The sequence below is a fragment of the Muricoccus pecuniae genome (assembly GCF_014199205.1).
Taxonomy (GTDB): domain Bacteria; phylum Pseudomonadota; class Alphaproteobacteria; order Acetobacterales; family Acetobacteraceae; genus Roseomonas; species Roseomonas pecuniae.
Map to the genome: position 1 here is coordinate 116,380 of NZ_JACIJD010000005.1, position 17,219 is coordinate 133,598.

Genomic DNA, 17,219 nt, shown 5'->3' on the forward strand with positions numbered 1-17,219 from the left:
GAAAGGGCGCCCGGTTGCGGTAAGGGCGCCCCCTTCGGCGCCGCGCGAGGCGGGCGTGGTGGAATTGGCAGACACGCTGGATTTAGGTTCCAGTGGCGCAAGCCGTGGGGGTTCAAGTCCCTCCGCCCGCACCAAGCTGCTTGGCGCCGTCCTGAATGTCCTTGATGTGGAACTGAGCAGATGCAGGTGACGGAACTCTCGGCCGAGGGGCTGAAGCGGTCCTTCTCGGTGGTGGTGCCGGCGGCGGAGATCGAGGCGACGCGCGACAAGCGGCTCGCCGCGCTGGGCCGCGACCTGCGGATCCCGGGCTTCCGGCCGGGCAAGGTGCCGATGTCGGTGGTCAAGAAGCGCTACGGCACGGCGGTGACGGGCGAGGTGCTGGAGGAGCAGGTCCAGACCGCGACCCGCGAGCTGCTGACCGACCGCGGCCTGCGCCCGGCGCTGCAGCCGAAGGTCGAGCTCGTCGGCGAGTTCGGCGAGGGCCAGGACCTCTCCTTCAACATCGAGATGGAGGTCCTGCCCGAGATCCCGATGCCCGACTTCTCCGGCATCGAGCTGGAGCGCCCGCGCGCCGAGCCCTCCGAGGAGGAGGTGCAGAAGGCGCTGGACGGGCTGGCCGCGCGCAACGCCAAGCTCGAGGACGTGACGGAGGAGCGGCCCGCCGCCAAGGGCGACATGGTCGTGGCCGATTTCGTCGGCCGCCTCGTCGAGGGCGAGGGCGATGAGGCGACGGTGGGCGAGCCCTTCCCGGGCGGCACCGCCAGCGACATGCCGATCGAGGTGGGCGGCGAGGGCTTCATCCCCGGCTTCACCGAGGGGCTTGAAGGCATCCGCCCGGGCGAGACGCGCAAGGTCCGCGTGAGCTTCCCCGAGGGCTACGGCTCGGCCGAGCTGGCCGGCAAGCCCGCGGAGTTCGAGATCACGGCCAAGGCGCTCAAGACCCGCGCCGCCGCCCCGGCCGACGACGAGTTCGCCAAGTCGCTCGGCCTGGAGAGCGCCGAGAAGCTCCGGGAGGAGCTGAAGAAGTCCATCCAGAGCGAGTATGACAGCCTCACCCGCCTGCGGGTGAAGCGCGCCCTCCTCGACCAACTCGCCGACCGCGCCGACTTCCCCGTGCCCGAGGGCATGGTGGAGGCCGAGTTCGGCCAGATCTGGCCGCGGGTGGAGGAGGACCGCAAGGCGGGCCGCCTGGACCCCGAGGACGCCGGCAAGGACGAGGAGACGCTGCGGGCCGAGTACCGCAAGATCGCCGAACGGCGAATCCGCCTGGGCCTGCTGCTCTCGGAGATCGGGCGGACGAACAACATCCAGGTCGGCCAGGACGAGCTGTTCCAGGCCATGCGCCGGGAGGCCACCCGCTATCCCGGCCAGGAGAAGCAGGTCTTCGAATTCTTCCAGAAGAACCCGCAGGCGCTGGAGAACCTCCGCGCCCCGATCTTCGAGGAGAAAGTTGTGGACTTCATGCTGGAGCTGGCCAAGGTGACGGACACTACCGTTGCGCCGTCCGAGCTCCAGGCCGCCTGACACCCCTGAGAGCTTTCTGTCTCCGGGGTAAATACGCGCCCGCCCCCCTTCCCCGGGGGGGCGGGTTGCCCCATCTTGGGGTTGTATTGCCGGCAAAGGGGCCGGAGGGGCGCCGCGGCATGGCCGGGCTCCCGTCCGGGCGGTGCCATCGGGGACGCACCCTTCCGCCGGCGGGGAAGGACAAACGATGACTCGCTCCGTATTCGTCGATCGTGACCCGGTGGATGTCTACAACAACTCCCTCGTCCCCATGGTGGTCGAGCAGAGCGCTCGCGGTGAGCGCGCCTACGATATCTACTCGCGCCTGCTGAAGGAGCGGATCATCTTCCTGACGGGCCAGGTCTTCGACCAGGTCTCGTCGCTGATCTGCGCCCAGCTCCTCTTCCTGGAGAGCGAGAACCCGAACAAGGACATCGCCTTCTACATCAACAGCCCGGGCGGCGTCGTCTCGGCCGGCCTCGCGATGTACGACACGATGCAGTACATCCGCAGCCCCGTCTCCACGGTCTGCCTCGGCATGGCGGCCTCCATGGGCTCGCTGCTGCTGACCGCCGGGGAGAAGGGCAAGCGCTTCGCCCTGCCGAACAGCCGGATCATGGTCCACCAGCCCTCCGGCGGCGCCCAGGGCCAGGCCACGGACATCGAGATCCAGGCCCGCGAGATCCTGGATCTCCGCAAGCGCCTGAACCAGATCTATGTCCACCACACCGGCCAACCGGTGGAGGAGATTGAGCGCAAGCTCGAGCGTGACACCTACATGTCCGCCGAGGACGCGCAGGCTTTCGGGCTGATCGACCAGGTCGTGTCGAAGCTGCCCCCTGGGGCGGCGGTTGCGGCGCCGGCGGTCGAGGGCCCCCGCAGCTGATGGGGGCGGCCCGCCCCACCATGTTCGGGATCTGTTCCGACTGGCGGGGCCGGGCGGCCGTCACAATTTCGTCCCACGCTTCCCCCGAGGGGGGTGGGTGGCTATCCTGCCGATCTGACGCCCCGGGCGCGCCGCCATCCGGCCCGGCCCGGAGCGAGGAGCGCACATGAGCAAGTCCGGCGATTCCAAGAACACCCTCTACTGCTCGTTCTGCGGCAAGTCGCAGCACGAGGTGCGCAAGCTCATCGCCGGCCCGACGGTGTTCATCTGCGACGAATGCGTCGAGCTGTGCATGGACATCATCCGCGAGGAGCACAAGACGCACCTCGTGAAGTCCCGCGACGGGGTTCCGACGCCCAAGGAGATCTGCAAGGTCCTCGATGACTACGTCATCGGGCAGGAGCACGCGAAGAAGGTGCTCTCGGTGGCCGTGCACAACCACTACAAGCGGCTGGCCCACGGGGCCAAGACCGGCGAGGTGGAGATCGCCAAGAGCAACATCATGCTCGTCGGCCCCACCGGCTCGGGCAAGACCCTGCTCGCCCAGACCCTCGCCCGCATCCTCGACGTCCCCTTCACCATGGCGGACGCGACGACCCTGACCGAGGCCGGCTATGTCGGCGAGGATGTGGAGAACATCATCCTCAAGCTGCTCCAGTCCGCGGACTACAATGTCGAGCGGGCGCAGCGCGGCATCGTCTACATCGACGAGGTCGACAAGATCAGCCGCAAGTCGGACAACCCTTCGATCACGCGCGACGTGAGCGGCGAGGGTGTCCAGCAGGCGCTGCTCAAGATCATGGAGGGCACGGTGGCCTCCGTCCCGCCCCAGGGCGGCCGGAAGCATCCCCAGCAGGAGTTCCTGCAGGTGGACACCTCCAACATCCTCTTCATCGTGGGCGGCGCCTTTGCCGGGCTCGAGAAGATCATCGCGGCCAAGGGCAAGGGTTCGGGAATCGGCTTCGGCGCCGACGTGAAGGGCCCGGACGAGCGACGCCAGGGTGCCATCCTGCGCGAGGTGGAGCCCGAGGACCTGCTGAAGTTCGGCCTGATCCCCGAGTTCATCGGCCGCCTGCCGGTGATCGCGACCCTCGAGGACCTCGACGAGAAGGCCCTGATCGAGATCCTGACCAAGCCGAAGAACGCACTGCTGAAGCAGTACCAGCGCCTCTTCGAGATGGAGGGGACGAAGCTCACCTTCACCGAGGACGCGCTGAAGTCGGTCGCCACCCGCGCCATCCAGCGCAAGACCGGCGCCCGCGGGCTGAGGTCCATCATGGAGGGCATCCTGCTCTCCACCATGTTCGACCTTCCCGGTCTGGACGAGGTGGAGGAGGTGGTCGTGAATAAGGAGGTGGCCGAGAACCGGGCCCAGCCCTTGTTCATCTACGGTGAACGACAGGCGGAGCAGACTAGCGCCTGACCAGGGCAGCTCACCGCCCGTTCCCGGTGATCGGGGGCGGGTATATTTCTTGCAGGTCCTGACAGTCGGGGCGGCCTTCCCGCCGTTGTGGGAAAGCCGCCCCGACACCACATTAGGGCTCTACCCGTGGTGACGGGGACGTGCCCGATCGGGGCGTTCCCGCGCCGACTGTCCAAGCGAGGTCCCCATGGCGGATTCTGAAGCGGCACTGGTTCGGGGCGAGGCTCTGCCCGTTCTTCCCCTCCGTGACATCGTTGTTTTCCCACATATGATCGTCCCGCTTTTCGTCGGGCGCGAGAAGTCCGTGCGGGCGCTCGAGTCGGTGATGCGGGAGGACAAGCAGATCCTCCTGCTCGCCCAGCGCAACGCCGCCCAGGACGACCCGGAGGCTTCCGACCTGTTCGAGGTCGGCACGGTCTCGACCGTGCTCCAGCTCCTCAAGCTCCCGGACGGCACCGTGAAGGTGCTGGTCGAGGGTGGCCGCCGCGCGCGCGTGGTGGGCTGGAAGGAGACCGGCACTCATTTCGAGGCCTTCGCCGAGACGATCGAGGAGGCGAGCCCCGAGCCGCGCGAGGTCGAGGCACTGAGCCGCTCGGTCGTGAGCCAGTTCGAGGGCTACATCAAGCTCAACAAGAAGATCGCGCCGGAGGTGCTGGTTTCGATCAACCAGATCGAGGAGCCGGCCAAGCTCGCCGACACTGTCGCCGCGCACCTGAACCTCAAGATCGCCGAGAAGCAGGAGCTTCTGGAGACGGTCGGGGTTCCCGCGCGGCTGGAGCGGGTCTTCGCCCATATGGAGAGCGAGATCGGCGTCCTTCAGGTGGAGAAGCGCATCCGGAACCGCGTGAAGCGGCAGATGGAGAAGACCCAGCGCGAGTACTACCTGAACGAGCAGATGAAGGCGATCCAGAAGGAGCTGGGCGAGGGCGAGGAGGGCAAGGACGAGATCGCTGAGCTCGAGGCCAAGATCAAGGCCACCAAGCTCTCGGCCGAGGCGCGCGAGAAGGCGATGGGCGAGCTGAAGAAGCTTCGCGGCATGTCGCCCATGTCCGCCGAGGCGACGGTCGTCCGCAACTACCTCGACTGGATGCTGACCATCCCCTGGAAGAAGCGCACGAAGGTGCGGATCGACCTGGAGGAGGCGCAGCGCGTCCTTGATGCCGACCACTTCGGCCTGGAGAAGGTGAAGGAGCGGATCATCGAGTACCTGGCCGTGCAGTCGCGCAGCCAGAAGATCCGCGGCCCGATCCTCTGCCTCGTCGGTCCGCCCGGCGTGGGCAAGACCTCGCTCGGCAAGTCGATTGCGAAGGCCGTGAACCGGAACTTCGTGCGCATGTCGCTCGGCGGCGTGCGGGACGAGGCGGAGGTGCGCGGCCACCGGCGGACCTATATCGGCTCCATGCCCGGCAAGGTCATCCAGGGCATGAAGAAGGCGAAGACGTCCAACCCGCTCTTCCTGCTGGACGAGATCGACAAGCTTGGCGCCGACTGGCGCGGGGACCCGTCCTCGGCCCTGCTGGAGGTGCTGGACCCCGAGCAGAACGGGACCTTCAACGACCACTATCTCGAGGTGGACTACGACCTGTCGGACGTGATGTTCATCACGACCGCCAACTCGCTGAAGATGCCCCAGCCGCTGCTGGACCGCATGGAGATCATCCGCATCCCCGGCTACACCGAGGATGAGAAGATCGGCATCTCTCGCCGCCACCTGATCGGCAAGGTCAGCGAGGCGAACGGGCTGAAGCCGGGCGAGTGGAGTGTGACGGACGAGGCGGTCCGCGACCTCGTGCGCTACTACACGCGCGAGGCGGGTGTCCGTAACCTGGAGCGCGAGATTGGTGGGCTGGCCCGCAAGGCCGTGCGCGAGATCGTCTCTGGCAAGGCGAGGACGGTGGAGATCACCGCCGAGAACCTCGGCAAGTATGCCGGCGTACGGAAGTTCCGCTATGGCGAGGCCGAGGTCGAGGACATGGTGGGTGCCGTCACCGGCCTCGCCTGGACCGAGGTGGGCGGCGAGATCCTGACGATCGAGTCGGTGCTGCTGCCCGGCAAGGGCCATGTGAAGCACACCGGCAAGCTCGGCGACGTCATGCAGGAGAGCGTCTCGGCGGCGGTGTCCTATGTCCGCAGCCGCGCGACGAGCTTCGGCATCAAGCCGACGATCTTCGAGAAGCGGGACATCCACGTCCACGTTCCCGAGGGGGCGACTCCGAAGGACGGGCCGTCGGCCGGTATCGCCATGGCCACGAGCATCGTCTCGATCCTGACGGGGATCGCGGTCCGCAAGGACGTCGCGATGACCGGCGAGATCACGCTGCGCGGCCGGGTGCTCCCGATCGGCGGGCTGAAGGAAAAGCTCCTCGCGGCGCTCCGCGCCGGGGTCGGGACCGTCTTCATCCCGAAGGAGAACGAGAAGGACCTGGCCGATATTCCGGAGAGCGTGACCAAGGCGCTGAAGGTCATCCCCGTCTCCCATGTGGACGAGGTGATCTCGCAGGCCCTGGTGCGCCGGCCGGAGCCGATCGACTGGATCGAGCCGGAGGAGGTCGCGCCCTCCAAGCCGTCCGCGGGCGATCCGGCCGGGGCTAGCCTGCCGCACTGACGCGGCTGGTTCGACAAACAAGGGCGCCGTCCTTCGGGGCGGCGCCTTTTTCTTTCGTGCGTCCGCCGGGCCTTGCAGCCGTTGACGTGGCCGCCGTGGACTGCATAGGGTCCGGCCGTGGCGGGCGCTTAGCTCAGCGGTAGAGCGCCTCGTTTACACCGAGGATGCCGGGGGTTCGAATCCCTCAGCGCCCATTCCCGCCGCCGTCGCCGCCGTCATTTCGCTCAGGGGATTTCCTCAGCACGGGACCGCCAACGGGCCGCTCACCGGCGCGGCGGCGGCATGGGCCCCGGCGGACGCGTGAGTGTCCACTGACCGGGCCGGGAGCCATCTCCGGAGCGCGGCCCTCACGGCCGCGTTCGCCCTGGCCGCCTGTGCGGGGCAGGGAGGTCGGTGCTTTCGGCGCGGGCGGCACCGTGCCCGCCTGGCCAGCCCTGCCGTGCGAAGCCCACAGGCTTGCGGGCGACCGTGTACGACGACGATCCCAGGCGCCATCGAACGGCTGAGCACGGCGAATCGCTCCTGGGCCTCGTTGCCGCCGCAAAGCGTGGGTTACCGGACGCCCAGTACCGTCTCGCGACCGCGCTCGTTCATGGGACGCCGGACACGCCCCGGCAGTCCAACGCCGCGCTGCAGTGGATGCGGCGCGGAAAGCGGCGATGTCCGCGCGCAGCGCGCCCTGGGGCGGGTCTACATGACCGGTCTCGAGGAAATGGGGCAGGACATCGGCGCGGCGCTGGCCCGGGTAGGCCAGCGCGAGCGGGGAGCGTCAGGCTCGCGGCGACTTGGCGGTGATAGACCGTGCGGAGAAGGGGGGAGCGCGACTCCCGGCGGGCCCCGGCCATGAAGCAGGCGGAGACCGCGCTCTGGGTGGTTGTGCTGCCCGTCGTCGTCTTCTGAGCGGACCGTATTGACAGGAGGGGCGCCAGGCCATACACGCCCCTCACGTCGCGAGCGGGTGTAGCTCAGTTGGTTAGAGCGCCGGCCTGTCACGCCGGAGGTCGCGGGTTCGAGCCCCGTCACTCGCGCCACGCGACGCAAACAAGACGCCGTCCCTCGGGGCGGCGTTTTGCGTTTCAGGGCTTCGGCGAGATCCTGGAGCGGGGTTGAGAACGCCTCGCAACCATTGATTAAGCCGCATTCATTGTGCCAGGATAGGCATCTGCCCCTATGGCGAAGACCCCGCCGGGCCTATATGTAGGCTCCATTGCGCTGCGGCATTGCCGCAGCGCCAATGGACGCATCCGGCGGTCGCGTGAGGCCTCGGGTGCCCCGAAGCTCCGAGGGGCATGATGACCCAGCCGCTGCTGGCCAATTACTTCCCGATCCTGGTTTTTCTCGGCATCGCGGCCGCGATCAGCATCGCCATGGTGGGCGGTTCGGTCCTGGCCGCGCGGCAGAAACCGGACGCGGAGAAGCTCTCGACCTATGAGTGCGGTTTCGAGCCTTTCGAGGACACGCGGCACCGCTTCGACGTGCGATTCTATCTCGTCGCGATCCTGTTCATCATCTTCGACCTTGAGGTCGCGTTCCTCTTTCCCTGGGCGGTGTCGCTCGGCGGAATCGGCTGGCTCGGCTTCCTCTCGATGATGGGCTTCCTGGGCCTGCTGACGGTCGGGTTCGTGTACGAGTGGCGCAAGGGCGCGCTGGACTGGGAATGAGCCGGGCGGCAAGCCTCGGCGAGACGGGCCTCCGGGCCCGCAGGAACATGACGCGCGACCACGCGCGGAGGACGATGCGATGAGCGGCGTCAGCACCGAACAACTGGCCTGGAACAACCAGGCGCTTCCCCCCGGACCTGAGCAGGATGCGGTCCTGCAAAGCGTGAGCGGCGAGGTGGAGGAGAAGGGCTTCGTCGTCGCCAACCTGGACAAGGTGGTGAACTGGGCCCGCACGGGCAGCCTCTGGCCGATGACCTTCGGCTTGGCCTGCTGCGCCGTGCCGATGATCCACGCCTATATGGCGCGCTACGACCTCGACCGGTTCGGCGTGATCCCCCGGGGATCGCCGCGCCAGTCGGACGTGATGATCGTGGCCGGCACGCTGACCAACAAGATGGCTCCCGCACTGCGCCGGGTTTACGACCAGATGAGTGAGCCGCGCTGGGTCATCTCCATGGGCAGCTGCGCCAATGGCGGCGGCTACTATCACTGGAGCTACAGCGTGGTGCGCGGCTGCGACCGGATCGTGCCGGTGGATGTCTATGTTCCCGGCTGCCCGCCTACGGCGGAGGCGCTGGTCTACGGCATCATGCAGTTGCAGAAGAAGATTCGCCGGACCGGGACGATTCTCCGTGGCTGACCTCTCTGCCGATCTCACCACCCTCGGCGAGCAGGTCGCCGCGAGCCTGCCACCCGGCGCCGTTCTGGACGCGCATGTGGCGCGCGGCGCGGAGCTGGTAATCCGGATCCGCCGCGATCAGGTCCGCACCATCATGGCGGTCCTGCGCGCCGACCCGCGCTTCGCTTTCGAGCAGTGCATGGATATCTGCGGTGTGGACTTCCCCGAGCGCGCCGAGCGCTTCGAGGTGGTGTGGAACCTGCTCTCGCTGACCCACAACCATCGCATCCGCGTCATCACGTCCACGGATGCCGATACGCCGATGCCGAGCGTGACCGCCATCTGGGCGACCGCGGGCTGGTTCGAGCGCGAAGCCTGGGACATGTACGGCATCGTTTTCGAAGGGCATGTCGACCTGCGACGCCTGCTGACCGATTACGGCTTCCAGGGGCACCCGCTCCGGAAGGACTTCCCGCTGACCGGCCATGTCGAGGTTCGCTACGATCCGGAGCGTCGCGAGGTGGTCTACGAGCCCGTGAAGCTCCAGCAGGACTTCCGCAACTTCGACTTCCTCTCTCCCTGGGAGGGCATGACGACCCTTCCGGGCGATGAGAAGGTCCACTTGAACAGAATCGCCCCGCCGCCCGCATCGCTTCTGGAAAAGCCGGAAGCGGAGAAGCAGCCATGAGCCTGACCACTGGCGCCCTGAACGCCGCTGACGCCCCGACCATGGGCACCGAGGCCGCCGAACCGACGACCCGGCGGGTCGAGGTGGACAGCCACACCCTCAACTTCGGTCCGCAGCACCCGGCCGCGCACGGCGTGCTCCGCCTCATCCTGGAGATGAAGGGCGAGGTGGTGGAGCGCGCCGATCCGCATATCGGCCTGCTCCACCGCGGCACCGAGAAGCTGATCGAGTACAAGAGCTACCTCCAGGCGCTGCCCTATTTCGACCGGCTCGACTATGTCAGCCCGATGTGCATGGAGCACGTCTTCGCCCTCGGGACGGAGCGGCTGCTCGGCATCACGCCGCCGGAGCGCGCGCAGTACATCCGCGTGCTCTTCGCCGAGATCACGCGCATCGCGAACCACCTGCTGAACATCACCACATACGCGCTGGATTGCGGTGCCATCACCCCGCCGCTCTGGGGCTTCGAGCAGCGCGAGATCCTGCTCGAGTTCTACGAGCAGGTTTCGGGCAGCCACTACCACGCGAACTACTTCCGCCCCGGCGGCGTGAAGGTGGATATGCCCGCCGGGCTCACCGACCGCATCCGGGCCTGGGCGAACGGCTTCCCCAAGTTCATCGACGACCTCGATGGCTTGCTGACGCATAACCGCATCTTCAAGCAGCGCACGGTCGATATCGGCGTCATGACGGCCGAGCAGGCGATGGACTGGGGCTTCTCCGGCCCCTGCCTGCGCGCTTCCGGCGTGGCCTGGGACCTGCGCCGGCAGCAGCCCTACGACGTCTATGACCGGATGGAGTTCGAGATCCCGGTCGGCCGCCACGGCGACTGCTACGACCGCTACCTCGTCCGCATGGCCGAGATGCGGGAGAGCCTGAAGATCATCCACCAGTGCCTGGACCAGATGCCGTCCGGCCCGGTGAAGATCCAGGACAACAAGATCACGCCGCCGCGGCGGGGCGAGATGAAGCGCTCGATGGAGTCGCTCATCCATCACTTCAAGCTCTACACCGAGGGCTATCACGTGCCGCCGGGCGCTACCTATACGGCGGTCGAGGCGCCCAAGGGCGAGTTCGGCATCTATCTCGTGGCGGACGGGACCAACCGCCCCTATCGCTGCAAGATCCGTGCGCCCGGCTTCGCGCATCTCCAGGCCATGGAGGCGCTGTCCAAGGGGCACATGCTGGCGGATGCGGTGGCCGTGATCGGGAGCCTTGATATCGTGTTCGGGGAGATCGACCGATGACCGAAGGACCTGTCGATCACCTCGACCCGAACTGGCGCAACAGCGAAGCCGAGCCGGACAGCTTCGACTTCGATGCCGAGAGCGAGGCGCAGATCGCCAAGATCCTCGCCCGCTATCCCGAGGCGAAGAAGGCCTCCGGCGTCATCCCGCTGCTCTACGTCGTGCAGAAGCAGATGGGGCGGCAGACGGGCAGCGCCTGGGTTCCGCGCATCGCGATGGACAAGGTGGGCGAGCGCCTCGGCATGGCGCCCATCCGCGTCTACGAGGTTGCGACCTTCTACTTCATGTTCAACACGAAGCCGATCGGGCGCTACCACCTGCAGGTCTGCGGCACGACGCCCTGCATGCTGCGCGGGTCGGACGACGTGCTGCGCGCCTGCAAGGATGCCGGCAAGCTAAAGGGCTATGGCGACACCAGCGAGGACGGGCTCTTCACCCTGACCGAGGTGGAATGCCTGGGCGCCTGCGTGAACGCGCCGATCCTGCAGGTGGACGACGACTACTACGAGGACCTCGACTACGGCCGCACGGTCGAGCTGATCGAGGCGCTGCGCCGCGGCGAGCGTCCGGCGCCGGGCAGCACCACCGGGCGCCAGACGAGCGCGCCGGAGGGCGGGCCGCTGACGCTGCTCGACGTGCCCATGCTGGAAGAGCGGGGAGGGAACTGAGCATGGCCCTTCAGGACAAGGACCGCATCTTCACCAACCTCTACGGCACCCAGCACTGGGGCCTGGAGGCAGCGCGCAAGCGCGGCAACTGGGACGGCACGGGGGCGATCATCGCCAAGGGCCGCGACTGGATCATCGAGGAGGTGAAGCAGTCCGGGCTGCGCGGCCGCGGCGGCGCGGGCTTCCCGACAGGGCTGAAGTGGTCCTTCATGCCCAAGTCCAATCCGGACGGGCGTCCCTCCTACCTCGTCGTGAACTCCGACGAGTCCGAGCCGGGCACCTGCAAGGATCGCGACATCCTGCGCCACGATCCGCACACGCTGATCGAGGGCTGCCTCATCGCCGCCGTCGCGATGAATGCGAGCGCGGGCTACATCTATGTCCGCGGCGAGTACTACAACGAGCATCTCGTGCTGCAGGCCGCGATCGACGAGGCCTACGAGGCCGGGCTGCTCGGGAAGAACGCGGCCGGCTCGGGCTATGACTTCGACCTCTACGTCCATCGCGGGGCAGGGGCCTACATCTGCGGCGAGGAGACGGCGCTCATCGAGTCCCTCGAGGGCAAGAAGGGCATGCCGCGCCTGAAGCCGCCCTTCCCGGCGGCGGTCGGCCTCTATGGCTGCCCGACGACGGTGAACAATGTCGAGACCATCGCGGTGGTGCCGACCATCCTGCGGCGGGGCGGGGCCTGGTTCTCCGGCTTCGGCCGGGCGAAGAACTCGGGCACGAAGATCTTCTGCATCCAGGGCCATGTAAATAAGCCCTGCAACGTGGAGGAGGAGATGAGCATCCCGCTGCGGGAGCTCATTGAGCGTCATGCCGGCGGCGTGCGCGGAGGCTGGGACAACCTGCTCTGCGTCATCCCCGGCGGTTCCTCCACGCCGCTGCTCCCCAAGCATGTCTGCGACGACGTGCTGATGGACTTCGACGCGCTGCGCGAGCACAAGTCGGGCCTCGGCACGGCGGGGGTGATCGTGATGGACAAGTCCACGGACCTGATCCGCGCCATCGCCCGCCTCTCGAAGTTCTACAAGCACGAGAGCTGCGGCCAGTGCACGCCCTGCCGCGAGGGCATGGGCTGGGTCAGCCGCATGATGGACCGCATGGTCGAGGGCCGCGCCGAGATCGACGAGATCGACCTGCTGGAGGACGTGACGAAGCGCATCGAGGGGCACACGATCTGCGCCCTTGCCGATGGCGGCGTCTGGCCCGTGCAGGGCCTCATCCGCCACTTCCGTCCGATGATGGAGGAGCGGATCGCCGAGTATAAGAGGAAGCATGCCGCCCGGGTCTTCCCGATGGCGGCGGAGTGAAGCCATGAGCGATGTGAAGCTCATCAAGGTCACGGTGGATGGCGAGGAGGTCGAGGTGCCGCTGGGCGCCACGGCCCTCCAGGCGGCGGAGCAGGCGGGGAAGGAAATCCCCCGCTTCTGCTATCACGAGCGCCTGTCGATCGCCGGCAACTGCCGCATGTGCCTCGTTGAAGTGGAGAAGGCGCCGAAGCCCGTCGCCTCCTGCGCCTTCCCCGTCATGGACGGGATGAAGATCATCACGGACAGCCCGGTGGTGCGGAACGCGCGCCGGGGCGTGATGGAGTTCCTGCTGATCAACCACCCGCTGGACTGCCCGATCTGCGACCAGGGCGGCGAGTGCGACCTGCAGGACCAGGCGATGGCTTATGGCGGCGACCACAGCCGCTATCACGAGCACAAGCGCTCTGTGACCGACAAGTATCTCGGCCCGCTGATCAAGACTATCATGACGCGCTGCATCCAGTGCACGCGCTGCGTCCGCTTCGCGACCGAGATCGCGGGCGTGCCGGAGCTGGGCGCGGTGGGGCGGGGCGAGGCGCTGGAGATCACCACCTATGTGGAGAAGGCGCTCTCCACCGAGTTGTCGGGCAACCTGATCGACATCTGCCCCGTCGGCGCCCTGACCAGCCGCCCCTACGCCTACATGTACCGTCCGTGGGAGCTGGCGAAGACGGACAGCGTGGACGTGCTCGACGCGACGGGCACGAACATCCGCGTGGACAGCCGCGGGCCGGACGTGATCCGCATCCTCCCGCGCGTGCATGAGGAGGTGAATGAGGAGTGGATGGCCGATCGCGGCCGCTTCTCCTTCGATGCGCTCAAGAAGCGCCGCCTGGATCGCCCCTGGGTGAGGCAGGACGGCAAGCTGCGCCCGGTTTCCTGGCCCGAGGCCTTCGCCGCGATCGCGGCCCGGCTGAAGGGCGTGTCCGGGGACCGGATCGGCGCCGTCGCGGGCGGGCTGGCCGATGCGGAGAGCATGGTCGCGCTGAAGGACCTGATGGCCGCGCTGGGCTCCGCCAACCTCGACTGCCGTGAGGACGGCGCGGCGCTCGACGGCTCGGAGCGGGCCTTCTACCTCTTCAACAGCACCATCGCCGGCATCGACCACGCGGATGCGGTCCTCCTGATCGGGGGGAACCCGCGCGTCGAGGCGCCCGTGCTGAACGCGCGCATCCGTCGCCGGGCGATGGCCCGCGTGCCCGTGGGCGTGATCGGGGCGGAGGCGAACCTCACCTATCCCGCCACTCAACTGGGTGACGGGCCGGACGCCCTTCGCGGCGTGCTGGAGGGGGCGTTCGGGGACGTGCTCCGCAACGCCAAGCGCCCGCTCATCCTGCTCAGCCGCGCCGCGCTGGCGCGGCCGGACGGGGCCGCGGTGCTCGCCGCCACCTGGGCGCTCGTGCGCTCGCTCGACGCCGTCACCGCGGAGTGGAACGGCTTCAACCTGCTCCACACGCAGGGCGGGCAGGTCGCGGCCCTCGACCTCGGCTTCCTGCCGGGGCAGGGGGGCAAGGACCTCGGCGCCATGCTGGGCGGCGGGGTGGACGTGCTCTGGCTCCTGGGCGCGGACGGCTTTGATGCTTCGCTCATCGCGCCGGGAACCTTCGTGATCTACCAGGGGCATCACGGCGACCGCGCGGCGGGGCGGGCCGACGTCATCCTTCCCGGTGCGACCTATCTGGAAAAGGACGGCACCTATGTGAGCACGGAGGGCCGGGTGCAGCGCGGCCGCCGCGCCGTCTTCCCGCCGGGCGAGGCGCGCGAGGATTGGCGCATCCTCCGGGCGGCCAGCGAGCTGCTCGGCCACGCGCTGCCCTATGACGACCTCTTCGCCATTCGCGCGCGGCTGGCCGAGGTGAACCCGGTCTTTTCCCGGGTGGACGAGGTGCCCCAGCCCGCGGCCGTCTCCGCGGCGCCGGCCGGCGAGGCCGCGGCGACGGGCTCGGCGGCCTTCGCGCCGGGGATCACGAACTACTGGCAGGCGGACGTGTTCGGCCGGGCGAGCGACGTGATGGCCGAGTGCGCCCGTGCCCAGGCTCCCTCTCCTGCCATGGCGGCCGAGTGATGATCGACTTCCTCAATACCCCGGTCGGCGTCCTCGCGCTCACGGTCGCGCAGGCCCTGGCCATCCTCGTGCCGCTGCTGATCGGCGTGGCCTACATGACCTGGGCCGAGCGCAAGATCATGGCGGCCATGCAGCTCCGTAAGGGTCCGAACGTCGTCGGCCCCTTCGGCCTGCTGCAGCCCTTCGCCGATGCCGCGAAGATGCTGATGAAGGAGACGATCGTGCCCACGGGCGCGAGCCGTGTCCTCTTCATCATGGCGCCGATGCTCACCTTCGTGCTGGCGATGATCGCCTGGGCCGTGATCCCGGTGAACGAGGGCTGGGCCATCGCCGACATCAATGTCGGGGTGCTCTACCTCTTCGCGATCTCCTCGCTCGGCGTCTACGGGATCATTATCGCGGGCTGGGCGTCGAACTCGAAATACGCCTTCCTCGGCGCGCTTCGCTCGGCGGCGCAGATGGTGTCCTACGAAGTCTCGATGGGCTTCGTGATCGTGACGGTGCTTCTCTGCGTCGGGTCCTTGAACCTAACGGACATCGTGCTGGCGCAGAAGGGGCTGTGGTTCTTCATCCCCCTCTTCCCGATGTTCATCATCTTCTTCATCTCCACGCTGGCGGAAACGAACCGGGCGCCCTTCGACCTGCCCGAGGGCGAGTCGGAGCTGGTGGCGGGCTTCTTCGTGGAATACTCCGCGATGACCTTCGCCCTCTTCTTCCTCGGCGAGTACGCGAACATGATCCTCATGTCCTCGCTCACCACCATTCTCTTCCTAGGCGGCTGGCTTCCCCCTTTCGACGTGGCGCCGCTGAACTGGGTGCCCGGGCCGGTCTGGTTCATCCTAAAGATCTGCCTCTGCCTTTTCACCTTCGTTTGGGTCCGCGCCACCTTCCCGCGTTACCGCTACGACCAGCTCATGCGGCTCGGCTGGAAGGTGTTCCTGCCGATCAGCCTCGTCTGGCTGGTGCTCACGGCGGCGGTGCTGAAGATCTTCGGCTGGCTCCCGGCATGACCCGCCGTAACCTAACTCGCGGAAAGGTCCGCACCTGATGGCGACGCTCGACAAGTTCGCGCGCAGTCTCCTGCTTACGGAGCTCGTCTCCGGCATGGGGCTGACGCTCAAAGCCTTCTTCAGCAAGAAGGCGACCATCTCCTATCCCAGCGAGCGCTCGCCGCTGAGCCCCCGCTTCCGGGGGGAGCACGCCCTGCGCCGGTATCCGAATGGCGAGGAGCGTTGCATTGCCTGCAAGCTCTGCGAGGCGGTCTGCCCCGCGCTGGCCATCACGATCGAGGCCGAGCCACGCGAGGACGGGTCCCGGCGCACGACGCGTTACGACATCGACATGACGAAGTGCATCTATTGCGGGCTCTGCGAGGAAGCCTGCCCGGTCGATGCGATCGTCGAGGGCCCCAACCTGGAGTTCGCGACCGAGACGCGCGAGGAGCTGCTCTACAACAAGCAGAAGCTCCTCGATAACGGCGACCGCTGGGAGCCGATCCTGGCCGCGCGCCTCCAGGCGGATGCACCCTATCGATGATCGCCGGACTCGCCTTCTACGCCTTCGCCGCGGTGCTGATCGCCAGCGCCGTCATGGTGGTGACCAGCCGGAACCCCGTGCACAGCGTGCTGTTCCTGATCCTCGGCTTCTTCAACGCGGCGGCGCTGTTCCTGATCGCGGGGGCCGAGTTCCTGGCGATGATCCTGGTCATCGTCTATGTCGGTGCTGTCGCGGTGCTGTTCCTCTTCGTCGTGATGATGCTGGACATTGATTTCGCGCAGCTCCGCCAAGGCTTCCAGCGCTACGCCCCGATCGGCGCAGTGATCGGCGGCATCCTTTTCCTCGAGCTCGTCTTCGTCCTCGGCGCCTGGCAGTCGAGCGGCCAGTCGGAAGGCCTGCGCCTCAATCCGACCCCGGCCGACGTCCAGAACACGGCCGCCATCGGCCGCGTGCTCTACACGGAGTATGTCTTCCTCTTCCAGGCCGCGGGCCTCATCCTGCTCGTCGCGATGATTGGCGCCATCGTCCTCACCCATCGCGACCGCCCGCGGAGCCGTCGCCAGGATATTGATGCCCAGGTGTCCCGGCGCACGCAGCTCGACATGGCGAACGTTCCCGTGGGCGCCTCCATCGGGCAGCTCGGCATCCTTCGCCCGCTGCCGCCCGAGCAGCCGAAGCCGAAGGCCGTGGCGCAGGACCATGGCGATCACGGGCACGGAGGACACCACTGATGCTGGACATCGGGCTGGGCCACTACCTGACCGTCGGCGCGATCCTCTTCGTCCTCGGCGTCTTCGGCATCTTCCTCAACCGGAAGAACATCATCGTCATCCTGATGTCGGTGGAGCTGATCCTGCTCTCGGTGAACCTGAACCTCGTGGCCTTCTCGGCCCGGCTCGGGGATCTGACGGGCCAGATCTTCGCCATGTTCATCCTGACCGTTGCGGCGGCCGAGGCCGCGATCGGGCTGGCGATCGTCGTCATCTACTTCCGCAACCGCGGCAGCATTGAGGTGGAAGACGTGTCCACCCTGAAGGGATAAGG

The 17,219-nt window shown here is 67.5% G+C and carries 15 protein-coding genes and 3 tRNA genes; all 18 read left to right on the forward strand.

Features of this window, described 5'->3' with window-relative positions; all coding sequences use genetic code 11:
- The first annotated feature begins 49 nt into the window (after positions 1 to 49).
- The 18 genes from FHS87_RS07125 (at position 50) to nuoK (ending at position 17,217) form a co-directional block, all read left to right on the forward strand.
- Positions 50 to 134 (forward strand) — tRNA-Leu (locus FHS87_RS07125).
- Positions 135 to 180: 46 nt separating this feature from the next.
- Complete coding sequence (tig, locus tag FHS87_RS07130; RefSeq protein ID WP_184515513.1) at positions 181 to 1,524, forward strand: trigger factor; 1,344 nt, start codon at positions 181 to 183, stop codon at positions 1,522 to 1,524.
- Between the two features lie 187 nt (positions 1,525 to 1,711).
- Positions 1,712 to 2,389 carry an ATP-dependent Clp endopeptidase proteolytic subunit ClpP gene (clpP, locus tag FHS87_RS07135; RefSeq protein WP_184515517.1) on the forward strand — a complete coding sequence of 226 codons (678 nt, stop codon included), beginning with the start codon at positions 1,712 to 1,714 and terminating at the stop codon, positions 2,387 to 2,389.
- 166 nt (positions 2,390 to 2,555) lie between these two features.
- The gene (gene clpX, locus FHS87_RS07140; RefSeq protein ID WP_184515520.1) at positions 2,556 to 3,812 is read left to right on the forward strand and encodes an ATP-dependent Clp protease ATP-binding subunit ClpX; all 1,257 of its coding nucleotides are present in this window, start codon (positions 2,556 to 2,558) and stop codon (positions 3,810 to 3,812) included.
- 187 nt (positions 3,813 to 3,999) lie between these two features.
- Positions 4,000 to 6,417, forward strand: coding sequence for an endopeptidase La (gene lon / locus FHS87_RS07145; protein WP_184515523.1), 2,418 nt, complete (start codon positions 4,000 to 4,002; stop codon positions 6,415 to 6,417).
- Positions 6,418 to 6,539: 122 nt separating this feature from the next.
- A tRNA-Val gene (locus FHS87_RS07150) sits at positions 6,540 to 6,611 on the forward strand.
- A gap of 760 nt (positions 6,612 to 7,371) precedes the next feature.
- Positions 7,372 to 7,448: transfer RNA gene (locus FHS87_RS07155), tRNA-Asp, on the forward strand.
- A 261-nt stretch (positions 7,449 to 7,709) separates the two neighbouring features.
- A complete protein-coding gene (locus FHS87_RS07160) occupies positions 7,710 to 8,078 on the forward strand; it encodes an NADH-quinone oxidoreductase subunit A (RefSeq protein ID WP_184515526.1) in 369 nt (122 codons plus the stop codon).
- Between the two features lie 79 nt (positions 8,079 to 8,157).
- Entirely contained in the window at positions 8,158 to 8,718 is a 561-nt protein-coding gene (locus tag FHS87_RS07165; protein WP_184515529.1) for a NuoB/complex I 20 kDa subunit family protein, read from the forward strand.
- Positions 8,711 to 9,385, forward strand: a complete 675-nt coding sequence (locus FHS87_RS07170) for an NADH-quinone oxidoreductase subunit C (RefSeq protein ID WP_312861906.1) — start codon at positions 8,711 to 8,713, stop codon at positions 9,383 to 9,385. The genes FHS87_RS07165 and FHS87_RS07170 overlap by 8 nt, the downstream gene beginning before the upstream one ends.
- Before the next feature lie 41 nt (positions 9,386 to 9,426).
- The gene (locus FHS87_RS07175) at positions 9,427 to 10,632 is read left to right on the forward strand and encodes an NADH-quinone oxidoreductase subunit D (RefSeq protein WP_246418203.1); all 1,206 of its coding nucleotides are present in this window, start codon (positions 9,427 to 9,429) and stop codon (positions 10,630 to 10,632) included.
- Entirely contained in the window at positions 10,629 to 11,300 is a 672-nt protein-coding gene (locus FHS87_RS07180; protein WP_184515537.1) for a complex I 24 kDa subunit family protein, read from the forward strand. Before FHS87_RS07175 ends, FHS87_RS07180 begins: the two co-directional genes overlap by 4 nt.
- Before the next feature lie 2 nt (positions 11,301 to 11,302).
- Positions 11,303 to 12,613, forward strand: a complete 1,311-nt coding sequence (gene nuoF, locus FHS87_RS07185; protein ID WP_184515540.1) for an NADH-quinone oxidoreductase subunit NuoF — start codon at positions 11,303 to 11,305, stop codon at positions 12,611 to 12,613.
- A 4-nt stretch (positions 12,614 to 12,617) separates the two neighbouring features.
- Positions 12,618 to 14,678, forward strand: a complete 2,061-nt coding sequence (nuoG, locus tag FHS87_RS07190) for an NADH-quinone oxidoreductase subunit NuoG (protein ID WP_184515545.1) — start codon at positions 12,618 to 12,620, stop codon at positions 14,676 to 14,678.
- On the forward strand, positions 14,678 to 15,688 hold the full coding sequence (gene nuoH, locus FHS87_RS07195; protein ID WP_184515548.1) for an NADH-quinone oxidoreductase subunit NuoH: 1,011 nt from the start codon (positions 14,678 to 14,680) through the stop codon (positions 15,686 to 15,688). Before nuoG ends, nuoH begins: the two co-directional genes overlap by 1 nt.
- Positions 15,689 to 15,725: 37 nt before the next feature.
- Positions 15,726 to 16,214, forward strand: coding sequence for an NADH-quinone oxidoreductase subunit NuoI (gene nuoI / locus FHS87_RS07200; RefSeq protein ID WP_184515551.1), 489 nt, complete (start codon positions 15,726 to 15,728; stop codon positions 16,212 to 16,214).
- Positions 16,211 to 16,906, forward strand: a complete 696-nt coding sequence (locus FHS87_RS07205) for an NADH-quinone oxidoreductase subunit J (protein ID WP_184515554.1) — start codon at positions 16,211 to 16,213, stop codon at positions 16,904 to 16,906. Before nuoI ends, FHS87_RS07205 begins: the two co-directional genes overlap by 4 nt.
- A complete protein-coding gene (gene nuoK / locus FHS87_RS07210; RefSeq protein ID WP_221299635.1) occupies positions 16,906 to 17,217 on the forward strand; it encodes an NADH-quinone oxidoreductase subunit NuoK in 312 nt (103 codons plus the stop codon). The genes FHS87_RS07205 and nuoK overlap by 1 nt, the downstream gene beginning before the upstream one ends.
- Positions 17,218 to 17,219: the final 2 nt, after the last annotated feature.

Coding starts and splice junctions, on each gene's coding strand:
- tig (WP_184515513.1), top strand. CDS start 181: ATGCAGGTGACGGAACTCTCGGCCGAGGGGCTGAAGCGGTCCTTCTCG.
- clpP (WP_184515517.1), top strand. CDS start 1,712: ATGACTCGCTCCGTATTCGTCGATCGTGACCCGGTGGATGTCTACAAC.
- clpX (WP_184515520.1), top strand. CDS start 2,556: ATGAGCAAGTCCGGCGATTCCAAGAACACCCTCTACTGCTCGTTCTGC.
- lon (WP_184515523.1), top strand. CDS start 4,000: ATGGCGGATTCTGAAGCGGCACTGGTTCGGGGCGAGGCTCTGCCCGTT.
- FHS87_RS07160 (WP_184515526.1), top strand. CDS start 7,710: ATGACCCAGCCGCTGCTGGCCAATTACTTCCCGATCCTGGTTTTTCTC.
- FHS87_RS07165 (WP_184515529.1), top strand. CDS start 8,158: ATGAGCGGCGTCAGCACCGAACAACTGGCCTGGAACAACCAGGCGCTT.
- FHS87_RS07175 (WP_246418203.1), top strand. CDS start 9,427: ATGGGCACCGAGGCCGCCGAACCGACGACCCGGCGGGTCGAGGTGGAC.
- FHS87_RS07180 (WP_184515537.1), top strand. CDS start 10,629: ATGACCGAAGGACCTGTCGATCACCTCGACCCGAACTGGCGCAACAGC.
- nuoF (WP_184515540.1), top strand. CDS start 11,303: ATGGCCCTTCAGGACAAGGACCGCATCTTCACCAACCTCTACGGCACC.
- nuoG (WP_184515545.1), top strand. CDS start 12,618: ATGAGCGATGTGAAGCTCATCAAGGTCACGGTGGATGGCGAGGAGGTC.
- nuoH (WP_184515548.1), top strand. CDS start 14,678: ATGATCGACTTCCTCAATACCCCGGTCGGCGTCCTCGCGCTCACGGTC.
- nuoI (WP_184515551.1), top strand. CDS start 15,726: ATGGCGACGCTCGACAAGTTCGCGCGCAGTCTCCTGCTTACGGAGCTC.
- FHS87_RS07205 (WP_184515554.1), top strand. CDS start 16,211: ATGATCGCCGGACTCGCCTTCTACGCCTTCGCCGCGGTGCTGATCGCC.
- nuoK (WP_221299635.1), top strand. CDS start 16,906: ATGCTGGACATCGGGCTGGGCCACTACCTGACCGTCGGCGCGATCCTC.